The 22,239-nt window shown below is 52.9% G+C and carries 14 protein-coding genes; 3 read left to right on the forward strand and 11 right to left on the reverse strand.

Annotated features, from left to right (window positions below; genetic code table 11):
- Positions 1-113: 113 nt before the first annotated feature.
- Complete coding sequence (locus B5G27_RS01640) at positions 114-5,447, reverse strand: lamin tail domain-containing protein (protein ID WP_087177240.1); 5,334 nt, start codon at positions 5,445-5,447, stop codon at positions 114-116.
- A 379-nt stretch (positions 5,448-5,826) separates the two neighbouring features.
- On the opposite strand from B5G27_RS01640, the gene B5G27_RS01645 reads away from it, so the two are divergent.
- Positions 5,827-7,560, forward strand: coding sequence for an Rqc2 family fibronectin-binding protein (locus B5G27_RS01645; RefSeq protein WP_087177241.1), 1,734 nt, complete (start codon positions 5,827-5,829; stop codon positions 7,558-7,560).
- Between the two features lie 181 nt (positions 7,561-7,741).
- Here the strand turns inward: B5G27_RS01645 and B5G27_RS16530 are convergent, their stop codons facing one another.
- From B5G27_RS16530 to B5G27_RS01670, 6 genes are all read right to left on the reverse strand, one after another.
- Entirely contained in the window at positions 7,742-7,873 is a 132-nt protein-coding gene (locus tag B5G27_RS16530; protein WP_275533010.1) for a hypothetical protein, read from the reverse strand.
- A 218-nt stretch (positions 7,874-8,091) separates the two neighbouring features.
- Positions 8,092-9,564 carry a stage IV sporulation protein A gene (gene spoIVA, locus B5G27_RS01650; protein ID WP_087177242.1) on the reverse strand — a complete coding sequence of 491 codons (1,473 nt, stop codon included), beginning with the start codon at positions 9,562-9,564 and terminating at the stop codon, positions 8,092-8,094.
- A 132-nt stretch (positions 9,565-9,696) separates the two neighbouring features.
- Positions 9,697-10,719: an NAD(P)H-dependent glycerol-3-phosphate dehydrogenase gene (locus B5G27_RS01655; protein ID WP_087177243.1), complete on the reverse strand. Its 1,023-nt coding sequence runs from the start codon at positions 10,717-10,719 to the stop codon at positions 9,697-9,699.
- Positions 10,720-10,740: 21 nt separating this feature from the next.
- On the reverse strand, positions 10,741-11,397 hold the full coding sequence (locus B5G27_RS01660; RefSeq protein WP_087177244.1) for a glycerol-3-phosphate acyltransferase: 657 nt from the start codon (positions 11,395-11,397) through the stop codon (positions 10,741-10,743).
- A 4-nt stretch (positions 11,398-11,401) separates the two neighbouring features.
- Positions 11,402-12,730, reverse strand: a complete 1,329-nt coding sequence (gene der, locus B5G27_RS01665) for a ribosome biogenesis GTPase Der (RefSeq protein ID WP_087177245.1) — start codon at positions 12,728-12,730, stop codon at positions 11,402-11,404.
- 47 nt (positions 12,731-12,777) lie between these two features.
- Entirely contained in the window at positions 12,778-14,124 is a 1,347-nt protein-coding gene (locus B5G27_RS01670) for a DUF512 domain-containing protein (protein WP_087177246.1), read from the reverse strand.
- Positions 14,125-14,326: 202 nt separating this feature from the next.
- On the opposite strand from B5G27_RS01670, the gene B5G27_RS01675 reads away from it, so the two are divergent.
- Both B5G27_RS01675 and B5G27_RS16535 read left to right on the forward strand, forming a co-directional pair.
- Entirely contained in the window at positions 14,327-15,508 is a 1,182-nt protein-coding gene (locus B5G27_RS01675; RefSeq protein ID WP_087177247.1) for a ribose-phosphate pyrophosphokinase, read from the forward strand.
- A gap of 31 nt (positions 15,509-15,539) precedes the next feature.
- Positions 15,540-15,671 carry a hypothetical protein gene (locus B5G27_RS16535; protein WP_275533011.1) on the forward strand — a complete coding sequence of 44 codons (132 nt, stop codon included), beginning with the start codon at positions 15,540-15,542 and terminating at the stop codon, positions 15,669-15,671.
- A gap of 192 nt (positions 15,672-15,863) precedes the next feature.
- Here the strand turns inward: B5G27_RS16535 and B5G27_RS01680 are convergent, their stop codons facing one another.
- The 4 genes from B5G27_RS01680 to smc all read right to left on the reverse strand — a co-directional run bounded on the left by B5G27_RS01680 (position 15,864) and on the right by smc (position 22,228).
- On the reverse strand, positions 15,864-16,358 hold the full coding sequence (locus B5G27_RS01680) for a DUF1653 domain-containing protein (RefSeq protein WP_143449628.1): 495 nt from the start codon (positions 16,356-16,358) through the stop codon (positions 15,864-15,866).
- Between the two features lie 73 nt (positions 16,359-16,431).
- The gene (ilvA, locus tag B5G27_RS01685; protein WP_087177249.1) at positions 16,432-17,646 is read right to left on the reverse strand and encodes a threonine ammonia-lyase; all 1,215 of its coding nucleotides are present in this window, start codon (positions 17,644-17,646) and stop codon (positions 16,432-16,434) included.
- Positions 17,647-17,681: 35 nt separating this feature from the next.
- Positions 17,682-18,632, reverse strand: a complete 951-nt coding sequence (ftsY, locus tag B5G27_RS01690) for a signal recognition particle-docking protein FtsY (protein ID WP_087177250.1) — start codon at positions 18,630-18,632, stop codon at positions 17,682-17,684.
- Between the two features lie 35 nt (positions 18,633-18,667).
- Entirely contained in the window at positions 18,668-22,228 is a 3,561-nt protein-coding gene (gene smc / locus B5G27_RS01695; protein WP_087177251.1) for a chromosome segregation protein SMC, read from the reverse strand.
- Positions 22,229-22,239 lie beyond the last annotated feature (11 nt).

Consider the following 22,239-nt stretch of genomic DNA (forward strand, 5'->3'; position numbering starts at 1 on the left):
CCCGGCTGGATACTGTTCACACCTAACCGCCGCCTGAAAAAAACTGCGGCAGGCCGCATTCCTGCTTCCGCATTCTGCGCCTGCCGCAAATTTTGTATTACACTGTCATATTTTTACCAGATCACATTTTTCTTTCTTTTCAGTATGATCAGCGCTGCGCCTGCTGCCGCTGACACAGCCAGGACTCCCGCACCTGTACCGAGCGGAGCGCTTTCACCTGTCCTTGGCGCATTCTTTCTATCGGAACTGTCACTGCCCTTGTCCGGCGTCCCTGTGTTTTTGTCCGGATCCGCGCCCGTATTCTTTTGCCAGGAAAGCTCAGCCTTCACAGCGTCAGCGGTCGTATACTCGACGGATACCCTGCCGTTTTCAAGAAGGACCGCAGCTGCCGACGCGCTGCCTTTTGCTGTCTCGGCAGTCAGTTCCGTCTTCACGCCGGTCTGCGTCAGGCCGAATACATTTTCCTCTTCAAATGCCACCGTCAGCTTTCCGGGAAGCTTCACTGCATTTACGAACGCCACGCAGATTTTTCTGTCCACGGTATAGATCTCAAGCTTTACGCCGAAATCCGATACATCTGTGATCTCTTTCCCGTTGAGCGTGATCACTGCGCCTTCCGTTGTCGTGATCACCAGATCCACGTCTTTCCCTGACGCCGCCGCCAGTATCTCACTGCTGATCACCGGGTTTTCTCCCTCGGCTGTGATCGGAACCCTGCCGCCTTCCGGCGCGTTCTGGATCATCTCGATCACTGCGGCGTCCGTTCCCGGAGTTTCTTCTGCCAGCACAACAACCGTCCGCTCTGCCACAGCTGTATTTCCTGCCTTATCGCTTACCTGGTAAGTCAGCGTATAAGTTCCCTCTCTCGAGGTGTCCACAGAACCCATCACCTGTACAGCCCCGGTGAGATCTCCGTCTTTGCCGTCCACCGCGGTCACTCCTTCCATCGGGTCAAACACATCGCCCACATGGATCTCTGTCTTTTCCGGAAGCGTGATCACCGGTGCGGTCCGGTCTTTCTTTACTGTCACATAGTTCACGTTTGTCCTGGAAAGCCCGCCGTACTCGTCCGTTACTTCCGCATACCAGCCGAACGTGCCATCCTGCGCGTCTTTCATTGTATATTCCGCGCGTTCCCCGCTGTCCACGCCTTCTGCGGCTCCGATCAGCTCATCGCCGTATACATTGACGTCAAGGGAAGATACCTCCAGCGTCTTCTTTGCCGGCACGATCCCCAGATCAGCGAAGCTGACCGTGAAGTCTTCTTCTCCCGCGATCGAAGTATCCGCTCCCGCCACGGTGTCCTTTGCGTTATAATCATTGAGCTCCGGCGAATAGGTGCGGAAATGGATCTGCTGTCCCTCTATATCAAAGTGCATCAGGCGGATATACCCCATGCCGCCCTCTGTCAGTCCCTGGTAGTCGAACAGCATCTCATAGACTTTTCTGTCATTTACTCCGTCCTTATTGTCGTCAAATTCTTTGACCACCGTCTGCGCGTTGTGATAATGCCCGGAAAATACCATGCACACATTCGGGTTCACAGACACGACTTCGTTGTACACTCTCTGAGGCTCTTCCCCGAGACCGCCGCTTGCCAGCAGGTATTCATGGAAATTCAGGATTGCTTTTCTCTCCGGGTACTGCGCAAGCACATCGTTCATCCACCGGATCTCTTCATCGCCGATGCCCCATCCCATGTAGACCATGATAAAATCAATGCCGCCCACAGAGATCAGGTCGTAATGCCCTTTATTGTCCTTGTAGCTTCCTTCATACCACGGATCAGACGCATACCGCCACTCTCCGAAATATTTGCTGAAGTTATTGTAATCTTCTGTCTTATGTCCCACATCATGGTTGCCGGCAAGGACCCCGTACGGGAATCCTGCCTCATCGAGCATCCTGTACGCCGCGTCCGCGTTCTCCCACTGGGAGGCCATAGGCTCATCATCGATCAGGTCTCCGTTGTGGAAGAGATACTGGATATTCATCCTGCCTCTGTTGGAGATCAGCCAGTCATGGATCGCAAGCTGGGACTCGTACTTTCCGATCGCCTCCGGATTGTCAGGCGTATCCTCGTTATAATACTGCGTATCACTTTCGATCGCAAATGTGAAATCATAAGTGCCGCGGTCCTGATCACTCTCATTGGATGTCGGCGTCGTCTCATAAACCGGAGTCAGCGCAGGCGTTCCCGGCGCATACTGGGTCGGAGTATATCCCTCGCCCGCCTGTACCATGACCTGTACCTTCTGTCCGGACAGATGATCCTTCAGAGGGATCAGGGCTGCAAGCTCTGCTGCGCCTTCTTCTTCGGACCGCTCTGCCGCGGTCTCCTCCCACACTCCTGTGACAGTGTTATAGACGTACATCTTTGTCTTCGCGCTGTTCGTCTGTCCTTCCCATTTCACCTCGATCGAAGCATTCTCGCTGACATTTTCCCCAACTGTGATGTCGAACTGCTCATAAGGGAATCCGTTGGCGTCCGTGCCGTCAAACACATTCTGGTTTGATCCGGCCTGGCTGCTGATCCCGCTGCTCACGGCAATATTGCTGTCTCCCAGCACATAGCGCTCTCCGTATTTAAAAGCCACATCCATGGTATCGGAAGTGGGGTCTGTGACCCGGACGGAGAAGACCGGATCCTCTTCCACCGTGCTTCCGGGCTCCGGAGTGATGTCCATTCCAATCTCAGCGTCCTCTGCCGGCGTAGTAAACACGACCGTTTTTGTACTTGTATTTCCTTTTGTGTCTCTCGCGGTCAGGACAAGCTCATGTCCGCCCGCCTCCATCTCCAGGCTGCGCGCCTCATACGGGAGTTCGATGTACCCGCCGTCGAGCTGCGCCGTAAGGCTCTGAAGTCCTGCCACGGCATCCGAAGCTTCCGCTTCAATCGTAAATGTCCCGTGGTACTCCTGCTCCAGCATATTTGTCGTGATCTCCGGCGCCGTATTGTCAATACGGAAGGACACGGTCTTTTCATCCTGCCCTTTCAGGACCGTCAGCGTATGGCTTCCGTCTGCATATGCCGCCGTGTCGATCGTAAAACGGATGCTGCTGAAAGTCTCCTCCCGCGGTGTGAACACAGCCTTTAAGATCTCTGTCTTTCCACTGGAATCTCCCATATTGATGACCTCTTCCGGATCTTCATACCCGTCCGCGCGCAGCGTCGTGCCGTCAGGCATGATCAGGCGGATGTTCTTCACGACAAAATCATCGTTATTTTCCTCATTGTGCTCCAGCGCGTTGGCCTTGTTGCCCGCATGGATATCGATCTGTATCGTCTCGCCCTTTGTAAACCAGGACGGATCCACGTCATAGCTCACTGTCGCCCAGTTCTCATATGTACCGTCGTCAAAAATACCGAGCACATGGTCTCCGATCGCCACCGCATTCTTAAAGAATACATCTGTCTGGCTCACGTCAAAAACAATCTTCGCGCTTTTCTCGACAGACGGGACTCCGCCTTCCAGGGCCGTTCCGTCCAGAGTCACACTCTCACCTGTGACAATAAGATCCTGCTGTCCTACGAGGATGTCGCCGTCCGCCACATTCAGCCGGATTTCTTCCTGTTCTCCGCTGACAGAAACCGTAGTCCCTGTCTCTGTGCGGACAGTCTGGAAGCCGTCGCTGACCTCAAAGTAATACTCATAGCTTTTCTTTCCGGTCAGGTCAATGGCAGCGATCACTTTCTCAAACGTATCTTCTTCTGTACCTCTTGTCAGGTTATAGATCTCGTATTCTTCCGAAGTATTGTCTTTGAATGCCAGCTTGACGGTCTTGATCGACGTCCCGTCGGCCACGGCATTCACACGGAACGCCAGCCCGTTCTCATTTTCAAACTGCGCGGGCGTCTGGTCTGTCACTGACGGCGCGGTCTGCGGCACGGTCAGTTCCGCTCCCTCCGGACGGTCCTCTTCCTTCACAACACCCGGATCCGGATCCGCCTGATTGTCGGCGATAGCGCTCGTCATTGTACTGCTGCTGAACATGTATTTGATGGATTTGTCCGCATAGGTGTCGTCCACGCCGGCTTCCATATTGTAGGAGACGAAATCAACTTCATCCCCCACACTTGTCGTCACGCGGAGCGCCCTGGGGCTTCCGTTTGCCATTCCTCCGGAATGGATCTCGAACAGATTCTCTCCCATCACAAGGGATGTCCCGAACTTCTCATTGAACTGTTCCGCTGTATAGCTGTCATTCGGGCCGTTTTTGATCCAGAATACGGCCGCAGCCTTGGATCCCACCCAGATATCGTCGTCAATGCTTCCCCACAAGACGTCGCTTGCGTCTCCCTGGTCCGGGTAATTATAGTAGATCTTATAGTCTTTCAGGTTGATCCTCTGGTCAGAGTTGTTATACAGCTCAATAAATTCATAACCGTCGGATCCGTCCACATTGGAGGAATCCGGCATGATCTCCGTAATAAGCACAGCCGGAAGGCTGCTCTTGTCCACATCTGTCCTCCCAATTGCGACAGCGCTCTCCTGTGTGGCAGCCACAGAGATCCCGTCTGTCAGTTCCGCGTAAAATGTAAAGCCCGTCCAGTCGCCTGTCTGGTCGTACGGAAGTTCGAATACAAGCTTATCCCCGCTGTATTTCAGGTCATAAGCCGCGTATTCCTCTGTTTTGTCGGGTTTGAGATATATTTTTGCGTCTGTCACTGTATTCGCGCTGTTGGGTATGATCTCCAGCGTCCACGCCTCGCCTTTATGCTGAACCTCCGCGAAGGAAAGCTCCGGGTCAATGCTGCTCTGGGCGAACGCATAGACTCCCTCAGGCTTTTGCTCTTCCGTCATGCTGCCCGGCGTCAGAGCGCTGTCATAGGCGATGCGCACCATTTCCACATCAGCCGGATTATAGGCAAATGTGATACCTTTGTTTGCCTTTACTTCTTTTATATCCCCATCATTGTACCGCACCCGGTTTAATTCGATGCCCGTGTTTGTACATATGGACATCTGGCGCTCCTTGCTGTTATGCATTCCGTCACTGTGCACTGTAGCAAGATCCTTACCGATCTCAAAACTCTGCTCTGCGCCGGTCTTCTCCGTATAATACCTGTTAAAATCATCCGCCGTCAGTTCCCGGTTTCCATCGTTAATGATCCAGAGCAGAAGGGACTGCCCGGACTCTATAACGATCCCATCCTGGTCCGGCTCCCATAGATCCGTCACATTATAAATGATCTGGTACTGATCCAGGCTTACCGCCCGGTCGCTTACATTGGTGATCTCAAAATATTCGTATGCATCCGCTCCGTTCTCGTTATCCGTATCCGGCACGAGCTCTGTGAGCATCAGCGGGGTGCCCGGCGCTGTTTCCGCCGCCGGAGCCGCCTGCAGCCCCGCCGCACGGACCGGGGACGCAAAAGCTCCGGCTGCGACAGCTGTTCCCAGGACCGCGGCAAGACATCTGCGGTACAATTCTTTTCTTTTCATCTCAGTTTCTCCCTGTTTAAAAAATAATACGAGACTCAGACCGGTCCTTGCTTATCTTGCCGCTCCGAGCCCCTGACAGCAGTTACTATGCAAAACTATAGCGGAATTGAGCACTCTCTGCATCAAGCGCAGGTTAATATTTGTAAAAACAGTGTTAAAAATCGAAACCGTAATGAGGACTTTTTTCGGGGGATAAACCGTGGTATAATGATTGCACGTTCGTGCAATCCGAAGCGGCTTCTCCGCTTCGCCCGCTGCGCGGCGCTTCCTTTCCTGCGCACGTGGTATAATGATTGCTCGTTCATGCAATCCGAAGCGGCTTCTCCGCTTCGCCCTGCTGCGCAGGGTTGATCTGTGATATGAAATGAGGATTTAATCTATGGCATTTGACGGAATCGTCGTGGCAGACCTTGTCCACGAATTAAGAAAAGAATTATTAAACGGAAGGATCGCCCGCATCGTCCAGCCTGAGCCGGACGAGCTTTTGATCACTGTCAAGACGCAGGAAGGGCAGAAGCGCCTGCTGATCTGTGCGGACGCTTCTCTCCCCCTGGTGTATCTGACGGACACGAATAAGCCGGCACCCATGTCCGCGCCCAACTTCTGCATGCTCCTCAGGAAGCATATCGGGAGCGGACGCATCACAGATATCTCGCAGCCGAAACTGGAGCGCATCATCCGGTTTACCATCGAACACCTCAACGAGCTCGGTGACCTCTGCCGGAAGCTCCTGATCGTGGAGATCATGGGAAAACACAGCAACATCATCTTCTGTACTGAAGATGGGAAGATCATTGACAGCATCAAGCATGTCTCCGCCCAGATGAGTTCTGTGCGCGAAGTTCTCCCGGGAAGGGAGTACTTTATCCCGGACACCATGCACAAGGCTGACCCGCTGACCGTATCCAGGGCAGACTTTTCCGCCCTGCTGACAGGAAAGCCTGTCCCTGTCTCAAAAGCGCTTTACACAAGCTTTACCGGCATCAGCCCGGTCACCGCGGAAGAGATCTGCTTCCTCGCAGGGCTGGATTCTTCCGTCCCTGCAAAAGAATACTCAGAAGACGTCCTCTTCCATCTGTACACCCAGTTTGAGATCTACCTCTCAGCGGTAAAGGAAGAGGCCTTTTCCCCTGCCATCTACTATGACGGCCGTGAGCCCAGGGAGTTCTCAGCGCTCCCCCTCTCTCACTTTTCCGGATATACAAAGCAGGAATACCCGTCCATATCCGAAGTGCTCCGGACATACTATTCGACCCGAAGCCAGCTCACCCGCATCCGCCAGAAATCAGCGGACCTGCGCCACATCGTGCAGACCGCGCTGGAGCGGAACCGGAAAAAATACGATCTCCAGCTCCGCCAGCTCAAAGACACCGAAGGGCGGGATAAATATAAGATATACGGAGAACTCATCAACACCTACGGCTACAACGTAGCTGAAGGCGCCAGACAGATGGAAGCGCTCAACTACTATACAAACGAAATGGTCACCATCCCTCTGGATCCGACAAAGACGCCCCAGGAAAACGCCCAGCGCTATTTTGCAAAATATAACAAGCAGAAAAGGACTTTTGAGGCGTTGTCCGAATTATGCCGGGAGACAAAGGACGATATCACTTATCTGGAATCCATCCAGACATCCCTTGACATTGCCCTTACAGAAGACGACCTCGCAGGGATCAAAGAAGAGCTCGCCGGATCCGGATATATCAAACGGAAAACCGTCCGCAAAAAAGTGAAGGTCAAAAACACGCCTCTCCACTATATTTCCAGCGACGGCTATCATATCTATGTGGGGAAAAACAATCTCCAGAATGAAGAGCTGACCTTTCACTTTGCCTCCGGGGATGACTGGTGGTTCCACGCAAAGCAGGCTCCCGGCTCCCATGTCATCGTGAAGACAAACGGAGAAGAACTGCCGGACCGCACATTCGAAGAAGCCGGACGCCTGGCGGCATACTACTCCAGCATGAGAGGCAGCGAAAAAGTCGAGATCGACTATGTGGAGAAAAAACATGTAAAAAAACCAAAGGGCGGCAAACCCGGGTTCGTGGTGTATTACACCAACTACTCCCTCGTCATCGACAGCGATATCTCCGGACTGCAGGAAGTCTAAATCTGGATTTGCCGGGGAGCCTTCCTTGTAAATATAACGTCCGAAAACCGTCGATATAATCGAGAACGTTTTCACGGCGGGCAGGGATATGGCTCAGGTTCCGGTTCCGTAATCTGGGAAAGACATAAAAAGAATGGGATACGGCTAAGGACAATTCCAAAGCGGAAGATTCGCCTGCGGCTCAGGCATCCGCTTTGAAATTAACGCCGCATCCCATTCTTTTAAGTCTTTCCAACAGATTACTCCAAGTCACCGTCGCCATATCCCTGCCCGCCGCGAAAGACACATCAAAGGGGCGGTTTTCTACGTTCATCCGATCGGAAGATCCCCGCAGTCAAATGCGGGATTTCGAAAGGCAGGTGAGAGGGGAGCTTTAACGGCAAAACAAGAAATTTTACCAATCGGAAGGGACCGTGGACTTCCGGGGGAGTCCTTCTGTCTTGAGCTAAACCAGAAAACAGCGGAGCGCCTTTTCGAAAGCGCCTCAGCGCGGGGAGATGGCTGGCAGCGGCTCCCCCGCAAATCCAGATTTCATATGATGATGCACACCATCCCCCCATTGGAGTCGTTCACGATCTTCTGCATAGAATCCTGCAGTTTTACCTGGCTTTCATCGTTGATCATGGCAATTTTATTTTTCATTCCGTCCATAACGAGGTCTTCCACGGATTTCCCGAAGATATTCGTTCCCCACACCCCTTCCGGTGTCTCGCTCTCTTTCCTGATATACTGTACCAGGTCTTCCGCCTGCTGTTCGCTCCCGACGATGGGGGCGATCTCTGTCTCGATATTCGCGCGGATCATATGGATCGAGGGTGCTTCGGAGCGGATCTTTACCCCGTACTTGCTTCCCTGCTTGATGATCACAGGCTCTTCCAGCCGGATATCCTCCCTGGACGGGCTGACCACGCCGTATCCTTTCATTTTTACGTCCGTGAACGCGTCTTTGAGGCGGCTCAGTTCATCTCTCATCGAAGCCAGTTCTTTTACCGTGGAGATCAGCTCATATTCGCCTTTGATATCCGCGCCGGTAAGTTCGCTGAGTACTTCATAATAATATTTCTGCTCAAATCCCACCCGGATCCGGACCTTTCCCGTGTCCATTTCGATCTGGTCCACCTGGATGCTGTCTATGTACGGACTGTCAGCCTCCAGGGTACGGGAAGCAATGCTGCGCACGTCATCCATCTCCTCCATTACCGCGCGGACACAGTTTAAAAGATCCTGTTTGATCCTGTGCTCCCTGGACAGCATCTCCACCCATTTTGGCACATAGAATTCCACCTCCGTGATCGGGAACTCAAAGAGCACCTGCCTCATGATCTCATGGATGTCTTCTGTTTTCAGCTGTTCGCAGTTGACCGGGACCACGGACGCGCCGTATTTCTTTTCCATCTCTTCCTTTAATGCTTTTGCCTCATCCGTATATGGCTTCTGGCAGTTCAGAAGGATCAGGAACGGCTTCCCGATGGACTGGAGTTCTTTGATTGTTTTCTCCTCCGCCAGTATATAATTTTCTCTCGGGAGACCGGTCACACTGCCGTCTGTGGTCACGACAAATCCGATCGTCGCATGATCGTGGATGACCTTCTGCGTGCCGATCGCAGCTGCTTTCGTAAAAGGGATCTCATATTCAAACCAGGGCGTCCTTACCTGGCGCTCTTCCTCATTTTCCGTGTGCCCTGACGCGCCCTCCACCATATAACCCACGCAGTCGATCAGACGGATCCTGACTTCCACATCCTCTGACAGCTTTACTGCCGCCGCTTCTTTGGGCACGAATTTGGGCTCTGTGGTCATGATCGTCGTGCCGGAGGCGGACTGGGGAAGCTCATCCTGTGTCCTTGCCCTTGCATGTTCATCGGTCATATTCGGGAGGACAAGCAGGTCCATGAAGCGCTTGATGAACGTGGATTTGCCTGTCCGCACCGGACCGACAACTCCGATATAGATTTCTCCGTTTGTGCGTGCTTTCATATCTCTGTATACCTGAAATGGATCCATAAAAATACCCCCTTGTTCTGCTGTTACAATGTATGCAGACACAAAAGGGGGTATGACTTTTTCTTCCCGTACAGGGATTTCCGTTCCGTACAGAGATTTCCGTTCCGTATCAATAAAGGTTGCTCTACCTGATCAGGACTCCTGCTCGTCCCATGTGAGGGAGCGGTTCTCACTGCGGGACTCTCTCTGCATCAGGTCATCCACAGCCTGAGCCGGGGATTTCCCTTCGAAGAGGACCTTGTTCACTTCCTCCACGATCGGCATGGACACATCATATTTCTTTGCAAGCTTTGCCGCTGCCTTGGCGGAATACACGCCTTCCACCACCATCTGGACCTCGTCCATCGCTTCCTGGACAGATTTGCCCTGTCCGATCAGATAGCCGGCTTTTCGGTTGCGGCTGTGTACGCTGGCACAGGTCACGATCAGGTCTCCGATGCCGGTCAGGCCGGTAAAGCTCTCGATCTTTCCGCCCATCTTTACTCCCAGCCTGGAGATCTCCGCGATCCCTCTGGTAATGAGCGCTGCTTTTGTATTGTCCCCATAGCCCAGGCCGTCAGCGATGCCTGCTGCCAGAGCGATCACATTTTTCAGGGATCCGCCGAGCTCGATCCCGAGGATATCGGGGCTTGTATACACGCGGAACACACGGCTGATAAACATGGACTGGAGATACTCTGCAGTTTTCCGTGTCTTCGCGCCGATCACACACGTCGTCGGCAGCTTGCGCCCCACTTCCTCTGCATGGCTCGGCCCGGAGAGGACAGCCACATCCGCCTGAGGGATCTCTTCCTCGATCTGACGGGAAAGCGTCATGAGGGTAGATTCCTCGATCCCCTTTGCCACATCCACAATGATCTGCCCGTCTGCCACATAGGGCTTCATCTTCCGCGCAGTTTCCCGCGTGAAGGGAGACGGGACTGCTAATACGAGAAAATCCTTTCCCCGTACCGCTGTCTCCAGATCCCCGGTAATGACCATATCCTCTGCCAGCTTCACGCCCGGCAGCTTCAGCTCATGTTCTCTCTTTTCGTCCAGCATCTTCACTTCATTCCCGTCGATCGACCAGATCGTCACCTGATGACCGTTATCGTGAAGAAGGACTGACAGCGCCGTGCCCCAGCTTCCGGCGCCAAGCACACCTACCTTTGCCATGATATATTGCTCCTTTCCCTGTTATTCTTTTTTCTTTGCCCCGAATTTATTCTCCGTACCTTTTGCCAGCCGCCCCAGATTTGCCCTGTGCCTGAACCATGCCAGCGCAGTCAGGAAGAACAGCACTGCATAGAGCTCATAACATCTGGCAGCGTCCATCCGGAACCACCCCATCTGCCCGATGATGACCATCTCGATCAGAAAGGCCGTATAAGCTGCAAGGGAACCGACGGATATGTATCTGGTCACCGCAACCGGGACGAGGAAGAACGCCAGGGTGACCGGGATCAGCAGTAGGCTCGCCGGCAGATCCCAGAAACTGTTGACGACTACAAGCCCCGCCATCACAGCGATCCCCTTCCCGCCTTTGAAATTCATATAAAACGGGAAATTATGCCCGAGAGTCACCCCCGCGCCCGCATACATGGCGAGCAGAGGCAGCATATCGCTCCCCCGGTACATAAAATACGTGATCAGGAACGCTGCCACACATTTCAGCACATCCCCGAAAAACGTCATGGCGCCAGCCTTCCAGCCAAGCACTCTGAGGGCATTTGTCGTCCCTGCATTTCCGCTGCCCTTTTTCCTGATATCCATATGGTTCATCTTTCCGACAAGATAGCCGGTCTGAAACAGGCCGCACACATACCCCACCGCAAGACAGATCAATCGTTCCATAACTTTACTGCTCCTTTTCCTTTCTCTCCCTGATAAAGAACTTCAGTGAAGTCCCGCGGAAGCCGAATGCTTCCCGGATCTTATTCTCCAGGTATCTCGTGTATGAAAAATGCATCAGTTCTTTGTCATTTACAAAGATCACAAACGTCGGCGGCTTCACGGAAACCTGGGTGATATAGTAAAGTTTCAGCCTCTTTCCCTTGTCTGACGGGGGCTGCTGCATTGCCACTGCCTCTGTCATGATCTCATTGAGCACTCCCGTAGCGATGCGCAGCGTCTGGTTCTCGATGACCATATCGATCATGTCATAGAGTTTCGCAAGCCTCTGTCCGGTCAGGGCAGACACATACATGATCTCTGCATACGGCATGAAAGAAAGCACCTGGCGGATATCACTCTCATACTCCCGCATGGTGCGGTCATTCTTCTCGATGGCATCCCACTTATTTACGACGATGATAATGCCCTTGCCTCTCTCATGCGCGATCCCCGCGATCTTCGCGTCCTGTTCCGTCACCCCTTCCGTGGCGTCGATGACCATGAGGACAACATCCGCCCTCTCCACAGCAGTGACAGTACGGATAATGCTGTACCGCTCCAGCTCTTCTTTGATCTTGTTCTTTCTGCGCAGCCCGGCAGTGTCAATGAAGATATATTCTTTCCCGTTGTGCACGATCTCCGTGTCAATAGCGTCTCGCGTTGTTCCTGCCACATCAGAGACAATGACCCGGTTCTCTCCCAGGAGGCGGTTGACGATCGAGGATTTGCCCACATTCGGTTTTCCCACGATGGCGATCCGGGGCCTGTCATCCTCCTCTTCCTGCGCACTCCCCTCCGGGAAATACCCTGACACGATATCGAGCATATCTCCGAGTCCAAGCCTGGATGCCGCGGATACCGGCACCGGATCCCCGATGCCCAGATTATAGAACTCGTACACATCCGGCATAAACTTATCGAAATTATCTACTTTATTCACTACAAGGACAACCGGCTTCCCGGACCTTCTCAGCATATCCGCCACTTTTGAATCCGCGTCCACAAGTCCCTGCCTCACATCGGTGATAAATATGATCACATCCGCTGTGTCAATAGCGATCTGCGCCTGCTCCCTCATCTGCGAAAGGATGATATCCTTGCTGTCCGGCTCAATGCCTCCTGTGTCGATCAGTGTGAATTCTTTGTCCAGCCACGTTACATCCGCATAGATCCTGTCCCGGGTCACTCCCGGCGTATCTTTCACGATGGCGATCTTTTCTCCTGCCAGTACGTTAAAGAGGGTTGACTTTCCCACGTTCGGACGTCCCACGATGGCCACTACTGGTTTGCTCATTTTATTCAGCCTTTCTCTTCTAAAATTACTCTTGAAATAGGATCGACCTACAGACTATCCCCGTTCACAGGCTGTTTCCTGTCTGTGCACAATATACTGTCGATCAGATCCTGCCCGCTTGATTTTACAATATGGACCGGGACTTGTAAAGCATCAGATACCTGTTCCACGGTGAAGTCATCCAGGAACACATCCTCGTCTGTCTTCAGCATATTACAGGGAATAAGAAGCCGGCTCCCCAGCTCCATGCCCTTTAACTGTGCCATAAGGTCCTGTCCCGTGATCAGCCCGGATACGGTGATCCTCTCCCCGAAGAAATCATTGCGGATGCAGTATACATGGATGTGTACATCCGGGAATTTCTCCGTGATCTTCTCTGCCATCTTACAGAGATACGGATAAGCCAGTTTCCCGGTCGCGATGGAAAGCTCTTCCGCCCTGCCGTCACCTTCGAGGGCTTCATACCCCTCTGAGAACTCCTGGAAAAGGAGTCTGAGCATCCCGACACCGTTTTCCAGCTGGAGATACCCGTCATACCGCTCCTCCCCGGGCACCTCCTCTCCCGCCAGGAGATACCACTCATCTCCTGCGTGGATAAAGTGGAGTCCGTATTCCTGGTAAATCTTTTCCTGCCATCTGTGGATGACGCCCAGGACTTCTTTTGCGTCTTCCTTTGTAAACGGCTCCAGAGGGTACAGCCCGCTGCGGAATTTCGTAAGTCCCACCGGAACGACGGACACACTCTTCAGGAGCGGGAGATAGGAAGTCAGGTCCCGGATCGAGCGCTCCAGCTCTTCCCCGTCGTTTACCCCTTTGCAAAGAACGATCTGACCGTTCATCTCGATCCCGCCCTGGTAGAGCATGTCCACCTTCTTAAGCGCATCGCCCGCAAAACGGTTGTGCAGCATCCGGCACCGGAGCTCCGGGTTCGTCGTCTGGAAGGAGATATTGATCGGCTCCAGCCGGTAGCGGATGATCCTCTCGATATCATGATCGCTCATATTCGTGAGCGTCACATAATTCCCCTGGAGAAAGGACAGCCGTGAATCATCATCCTTGAAATACAGAGTATCCCTCATCCCCTCGGGCATCTGGTCAATAAAGCAGAAGATACACTTATTACAGCAGGAGCGGTACTCGTCCATGAGCCCCTGCCCGAACCGGATCCCCAGGTCCTCGTCCGCCTCTTTCTCGATCTCCAGCTCCCACTGTTCCCCGTCCGGCTTCTCGATGAGGAGAACGATTTCTTCATCCTCCGTGTAAAACTGATAATCAAAGATATCCTCGATCTCATGCCCGTCGACCGCAAGGAGCCTGTCCCCTGCCCCGATCTCCAGCTCTTCCGCAATACTGCCCGGCACTACGCCGGACACGATATGTTCATGTTTCTTCATATATCCCAAGACTCCTTATCCCCGTCTCTTTATGCGGAGAAAGAGGCAAAACCTCCCCTCTCTCCCCAGTCTTATCCAGTATAGCATAATTCCCGCTCCCCGCAAAGCATACATTTTATACGGTGAACTTGAATTTCACGGAAAAAGATGGTATAAATGATATGTAAATTTTTGATCATCTTTTTATCAACAGGAGAAAAACATGTCTAATATCGAACTCTTAGAAAAAACTCTTCCGGTTGCCCCGCTTAAGATCGTTGCGATGGAGAGCTGCCGGGAACTGGGGCAGAAGGTCAATGATTACATCGTTTCCTTCCGCGAGAACACGATCAGCGAAGCATCCGAATCGTCCCTGTATGTCAATTACAGATCCAACAATTACCTGGTGGACTGCTGCTGTCCCCGATTCGGGACAGGTGAGGCAAAAGGTGTCCTCAGGGAGACGATCCGCGGCACGGACCTGTTCATCATGACAGATGTGTGCAACTACAGCCTGACTTACAGTGTGAGCGGGCATTTAAACCATATGTCGCCGGATGACCATTTCCAGGACCTGAAAAGGATCATCTCCGCCGCTACGGGGAAGGCACACCGGATCAATGTGATCATGCCGTTCCTGTATGAGAGCCGCCAGCACAAGCGCACAAAGAGGGAGTCCCTTGACTGCGCCCTTGCGCTCCAGGAGCTGACAGATATGGGAGTTACCAATATCATCACATTTGACGCTCACGACCCGCGCGTCCAGAACTCGATCCCGCTGAGCGGATTCGACAGTTTCAATCCGCCGTATCAGTTCATGAAAGCGCTCTTCCGCGCTGTCCCTGACCTGATCCCGGACAAAGACCACCTTATGATCATCAGCCCGGACGAGGGGGCGATGCACCGCGCGGTGTACTTCTCAAACGTCCTCGGCGTGGATATGGGAATGTTCTATAAAAGGCGCGATTACTCCACGATCATAAACGGAAAGAATCCCATCGTTGCCCACGAGTTCCTCGGGGATGACGTACAGGGCAAGGATGTCATCATTGTCGATGATATGATCTCCTCGGGCGGAAGCATGCTGGATGTCGCAAAGCAGCTGAAAAGCCGCAATGTGGGACGCGTCTTCGTGTGTACGACTTTCGGGCTGTTCACAGACGGCCTGGAAAAATTCGACGAATACTATGAAAAAGGATACATCAGTAAAGTCATTACCACAAACCTGACTTATCTTCCGCCGGAGCTCTACGAAAAACCATACTTCGTACAGGCGGATATGAGCAAATTCCTGGCGCTCATCATTGATTCCCTGAATCATGACGTCACGATCGGAGCGGTACTGAACCCGACAGATAAGATCCATGCACTGCTCGAAAAACGGGCGCGGGGCGAGAAGATATAAATCTGTATTTAAGGGGGAGCCTTCCGATCAGATGCATGTAGAAAACCGACCCTTTGACGCGCCTTTCGCGGCGGACGGGGATATGGCGACGGTGACTTGGAGTAATCTGATGGAAAGACTTAAAGGGAGGAAGCGTGGCGTTAATTGTCCGGCGGATGCCTGAGGCGGAGCCGAATCTTCCGCCGGACAATTGCTTTTAGCCATGCTTTCTCCCTTTTACGTCTTTCCCGGATTACTGAACCGGAACCTGAGCCATATCCCCGTCCGCCGCGGAAACATCCTCAATCAGATTAACGGTTTTCGGACGTTATATCCACAAGGAAGGCTCCCCCCCCACACACACAAATACAGATTTCTACCGTAATCTGTGTCCTTCATATTTCATTTTTGTCCTCAGGAACCGCATCAGCGCTGCCAGCCTCTCTTCCACAGATTCCCCGTTCTCTGCGAATTCCAGGCTCTCCGCCGCTGCCGTGAGGAACCGCCCGTCGATCTCGGTCTGATGGCGCTGAAGGAACTGCAGGCGGTCTCCGTTATCCTCCAGCTCCAGGAATTTCAGGATAAGGGCAGTGGTGCTCCCCTGGCGCCTCAGCTCTGCCGCAGGGCCCTCTCTGAGATCCCGGCACAGTTCAAAACGGTATTTCTGTTCTGCCTGCGGATATCTCCCGGTATCCAGAGGGCTCAGAAAAGCCTCCAGAGCGCTTGCATAGACTTTATGCGCCCCTTCCGCAGTCTCGAAGATGACCATATCTTCCCCTGTCTCCGTACAAGTCGCGATATGCAGGATTTTGTACTTTCTCCCTTTAAAATGTCTGTAAATATCCCCCGCCCTTGGAATCCTTCTCTCCATACACAGCTCCTTTCCTGTATTGAACAAGTTTTCATCCCTGAGGATCCTGTCTTTTCCCCGGGGATCTCCCGGATCAGTACAGCTTCGCACTGATCAGTTTCGGACGGAATCCTTTCTTTTCCAGTGCGTCCAGTATCCTGTTCTTATGCTCAGTTCCGAACGCCTCCATCGTGATCCTCAGCTCCACGGCTGCATTTCTGTTTGTGCTCACGAACTGGTTATGCTCCAGCTTGATGACATTGCCCTGCTCGTCCGCGATGGTCTTCGCGACCTGCACCAGCTCGCCCGGCTTATCCGGGAGAAGGACGGATACGGAGAAGATCCGGTCTCTCTGGATCAGTCCGTGCTGGACGATCGATGACATGGTGATCACATCCATGTTTCCTCCGCTTAAGATGCAGACAACTTTTTTCCCTTTGCAGTCAAGCTGCTTCAGCGCCGCCACGGAGAGAAGACCGGAATTTTCCACGATCATCTTATGGTTTTCCACCATATCCAGGAACGCGCCGATTAGCTCATCATCCTCCACTAACAGGATATCGTCTACATTTTCCTGCACATAGGGGAGTACCAGATCCCCCACTGCCTTGACAGCGGTCCCGTCTGCGATCGTGTTTGCGCTCTCAAGTTCCACCACTTCTCCTGCATGCACAGCTGCGGTCATGCTGGCTGCCTCCGCGGGCTCCACTCCGATCACTTTGATCTTCGGATTGAGCATTTTCGTCAGGGTCGATACCCCGGAGATGAGGCCGCCGCCCCCGATCGGGATCAGGATATAATCCACTGTGGGAAGCTCCTGGACGATCTCCATGGCGATGGTTCCCTGTCCTGTTGCCACGTCCAGGTCATTAAAAGGATGGACGAACGTATACCCTTCTTTTTCCGCCAGCTGGCAGGCATACTCATAAGCATCGTCATACACATCTCCATAGAGCACTACTTCCGCGCCGTAGCTCTTTGTCCGGTTCACCTTGATCAGAGGCGTGACCGTCGGCATGACGATGACAGCCTTACATCCGAACTGCTTCGCCGCGAATGCGACTCCCTGGGCATGGTTCCCCGCTGACGCAGTGATCAGGCCTTTTTTTCTCTCTTCCTCGGTGAGGGTGCTGATCTTATAATAGGCGCCCCGGATCTTATACGCGCCTGTGTGCTGCATATTCTCAGGTTTCAGATAGACCTTCGCCCCGCTGGCTTCGCTGAGATAATCGCTGTATATCAGCTTCGTGGGGTTCGTCACTTTCTTCACCAGTTCACTTGCTTCCTCAAATTTTTCCAAAGTCATCATTTTCGCTTCCTTCTTTCTGGTCAATGGCCAAGCCTTTATTCCTCTGTTTCCCGTGCGTCTTCCTCCCGATAGAACAGTGCGTTTACGAATTCATCTGCATCGAACTTCTGGAGATCGTCAATGGTCTCCCCCACTCCGATATATTTTACCGGGATCCCCAGTTCCGCCTGTATGGCAACCGCGATGCCGCCCTTTGCCGTTCCGTCCATCTTCGTCAGGATGACGCCTGTGATATCTGTCGCCTCGTTAAATTCTTTCGCCTGTGCGAGCGCATTCTGCCCGGTCGTAGCGTCCAGCACGACCAGAGTCTCCCGGAATGCCTCCGGGTACTCCCTGTCGATCACCCGGTTGATCTTTTTCAGCTCTTCCATCAGGTTCTTCTTATTGTGGAGCCGGCCGGCCGTATCGCACAGAAGGACATCCGCTTTGCGCGCCTTTGCGGCAGCCACAGCGTCATAGATCACAGACGCCGGATCCGCGCCTTCCTGTCCGCCGATCATGTCCACACCCGCGCGGTTCGCCCACTCCTTCAGCTGTTCGCCTGCGGCGGCGCGGAAAGTATCCGCAGCGGCGATCACCACTTTCTTCCCCTGGTCTTTCAGTTTGCCCGCAAGCTTTCCGATGGTGGTTGTCTTGCCCACTCCGTTCACGCCGATCACGAATACGACTGACGTGCGGTCTTCAAATTCATACGCTGTCTCGCCGACGTCCATCTGCTCTTTGATGCTGTCGATCAGCAGCTGCCTGCACTCAATGGGCTCTTTCAGATGCTGCGCGCGTACCTTTTCCCTCAGGTCGTCCAGGATCTCCATAGTCGCGTGGACTCCCAGGTCACCCATGATCAGCGTTTCTTCCAGTTCCTCGTAGAAGTCCTCGTCAATCCTGGAAAATCCGTGGAAAATACTGTCCATCCCGGATACGATATTGTCCCTTGTCTTGGTCAGGCCTGCGACAAGACGTTTAAAAAAACCTTGTTTTTCTCCCATTCTGATCTCTCTCCCGATTTTTATTTTTCCAGTTTTTATTTATCCAGTTCGTTTTCCAGCAGATCCACAGACACGAGCGTGGACACTCCTTTTTCCTGCATGGTGATCCCGTACAGGCGGTCCGCCGCTGTCATCGTCCCTCTTCTGTGGGTGATGACGATGAACTGGGTATTCTCTGTCAGTTTATGCAGATACTGCGCGAACCTGGTCACATTATTGTCATCCAGAGCCGCCTCGATCTCATCCAGAAGACAGAAAGGAGACGGCTTTAAGTTCTGGATCGCAAACAGAAGGGCGATCGCGGTCAGAGCCTTCTCTCCTCCCGAGAGCTGCATCATGTTCTGCAGCTTCTTTCCCGGCGGCTGGGCGATGATACGGATGCCCGCCTCCAGGATATCCTCGTCCTCCATCAGCTCCAGCGTCCCTTTTCCTCCGCCGAAGAGCTGTTTAAACACACTGTTGAACTCTTCGGCGATCCGGGCGAACTGCTCGGCGAACTGCTTCCTCATGGCAGCGTCCAGCTCCTCGATGATCTGCACGAGTGTTGCCTCCGCCTCGACCAGGTCGTCATGCTGTCCTTTCAGGAACTCATATCTCTCAGACACATTTTTATAATCCTCAATGGCATTTACATTCACAGTGCCAAGTTTGCGGATCTCATTTTTCAGTGTCTGGATCTGCCGTTTCATGTATGCAAGGTCTGTCAGGTTCTTATCCCTTAACTCCATGGCGTGATTATATGTAAGCTCATATTCCTCCCACATATAATTCATCTGCTTCTCCGAAGCGGCTTCGTATGATTCTCTCTGGCTGTTCAGGCGGAAACATTCCTTATCCAGGGCCGAGATATGCTTTGCCAGTTCTTCCCTCATCCGGATAAACTCTTTGTGCTTCTGGTTCAGGCCCTCTCTCTTCTCTGTCTGCTCCCTGATTTCTTTCCCGATCTCATCGAACAGCTCTTTGGAATCCTCGATCGTACGCTTAAGTTCTCTTATCTTCTCTTCTTTTTCCCGGATCTCTTCTGAGGCATGATCCTTGTTGGAATCCAGTTCCCTTAATTCCGCCTCGAACTTCCCTGTCTCCTCATCGATACGGGAAATATTTTCCAGGATAAATACATTCTGCTGCTCCAGTGCGGCAAGTGCGAGGTGGACTTCCTCCGACTTTTTCAACTGGAGGCTCTCCGCCTGCTTCTCCTCATCCAGGGTCTTCTGCAGTTCTTCGATCCTCGCGTTTAAATCCTGCTCCAGGTTCTCCGATGTCTCCAGCTCCATCTGGATCGACTCTTCATTGTCCCGGATCTGCTGCAGTTCTTCCTCCAATCTCTTCTGCTCAGAGGCATACCCGTCCAGGCGCTGTTTTCCTTCTTCCATGCGGACGCGCGTCTGTTCCACATTCATCTTCGCAGTATTCTCGAGCACTGACGCCTTTCTGAGTTCCTGCTGGATCTCATCGATCGCGTTATAGCATGTCCCGCGCTCCGCTTTTACCCGGCTGACGTCCTTTTCCATGGCGTCCATATCTGACTTGAGCATGGCCACCGTCTTCTCAAATTCCTCGATCTCCCTGCGTCTGCTCAGCAGGTTGCCGGAATTCTTAAACGCGCCTCCTGTCATGGATCCGCCCGGATTGATCAGCTCTCCTTCCAGAGTGACAAGCCGCAGTGTCTGCCGGTATTTCCTGGCAATAGCGATCCCGTCGTCAATGGTCCGCACTACGATCGTCCTTCCAAGGAGCTGAGCCGCGAGCCCTTCAAACTGAGGCTCCACATGGACCAGAGTATTGGCTAGCCCGATCACGCCCTTCTCCCTCAGCGCCTCTTCATTCTTAAGCCCATAACTGCCCTTCATACTGGTAAGGGGAAGGAAGGTGGCGCGTCCGTACTTGTTTTTCTTCAGGAAGGCGATCATCCGCTTTGCCGTATCTTCATTGTCCGTGACAATATTCTGGATGCTCCCGCCCAGCGCAGTCTCAATGGCGATTTCATATTCTTTCTCCACTTTGATGATATCCGCCACAACGCCGATGAGGCCTTTTTCCCTGTCCTTGTTGGACATTACCCGGCGGATACTATTGCCGTAGCCGTCATAGCGCTCTGTAATATTTTTCAGCGATTCCAGGCGGGAAGATTCCCTGTGATAAGCGGTCTGGCCGATCCGCAGTTTTTCCTGTTTTTCATTCAGCTCTTTCTGGAGCCTGGCGATGGTCTGCTCAGTCTCAGAGATCCTCTGGTTATATCCGGCGATCGTTTCCTGTACGCTGCTCAGTTCTTCTTCATACTGTCTGAGGAGTCCTGCCTGTCTCTCCTGCTCTGAGGACACTTCCAGGATACTCCGCGACAGAGCTGCCCTGCGCGCGGCGATCTGCTCTCTCGTCGTGTCATAGTGCTGGATCTTCGCTTTTGTGGAAGCCCGGTTCCCGAGGATATCCATGATCTCCTGCTTTCTGCCCTCGATCTCCGCGGTATGCTCCGCGATCCGGCTCTGGACCTCGATCAGCTTTTGCTTTGCCTCACTGTCCTGGGCGGAAGCCTGATCCAGCTTTTCCTGTACCTCCTGCTTTTCCTGTTCAAGAGAAGCTTTCTGCTCCTGTCTTGTCTCGATCTCGATGCGGACCGCATTCGAACGGTTGTCATAGTGCTCGTCATTCATGCGGACCGCATTGATCTGCTCCTTCAAGACATTGATCTGTCCCTCGAGCTGCTGTTTCAGGAGGTTTGTCTCATTGAGCTGGTTTTTCGCCGTCTCAATGGCAAGGTCGATCTGCTCGACCTCTTCCTCGATCGCCTCATACTCGGCCTTCATCTCTTCGTAGCGCCGGTTGGAATCCTCCATCTCGGATGAGGCGATCCCATACTTCTCTTCCACCTCTTTCATCCGCTCCCGGATCCGCTCTTCCTCGAGAAGGAACATGTTGATATCATATGTCTTTAATTCTTCTTTTTTCTTAAGATATTCCTTTGCGGTCTCAGACTGCTTTTCCAGAGGCCCGAGCTGCTTTTCCAGCTCCTGGAGGATGTCATTGACCCTGGTCAGGTTCATCCTCTCCTCTTCCAATTTTTTGACCGAGAGATTCTTCCTGCGCTTAAACTTGACGATACCTGCGGCCTCGTCAAAAAGTTCCCTTCTTTCCTCCGGCTTTCCGCTTAAGATCTTATCGATCTGCCCCTGGCCGATAATGGAATATCCTTCCTTCCCGATCCCGGTGTCGTAGAACATCTCATTGATATCCTTCAGGCGGCATGCCGCTCCGTTGATCAGGTACTCGCTCTCTCCGGACCGGTACAATTTGCGGGTCACTGTGACTTCCTCGTAATCAACCGGGAGCTTGTGGTCCGAGTTGTCCAGGGTGATCGCGACGGATGCATAGCTTAATGGCTTCCTGTTTTCCGTACCGGAGAAGATCACATCCTGCATGCTTCCTCCGCGCAGCTGCTTCACTCTCTGCTCGCCCAGGACCCAGCGCACGGCGTCAGCCACATTGCTCTTTCCGCTTCCGTTAGGGCCTACGATGCCGGTGATCCCGTTGTGGAAATCGAATCTTATCTTATTTGCAAAGGATTTAAATCCCTGTACTTCAATGTTTTTTAAATACATACAACACCTGC

Source organism: Lachnoclostridium sp. An76 (genome assembly GCF_002161355.1).
GTDB classification, from domain to species: Bacteria; Bacillota; Clostridia; order Lachnospirales; family Lachnospiraceae; genus Mediterraneibacter; species Mediterraneibacter caccavium.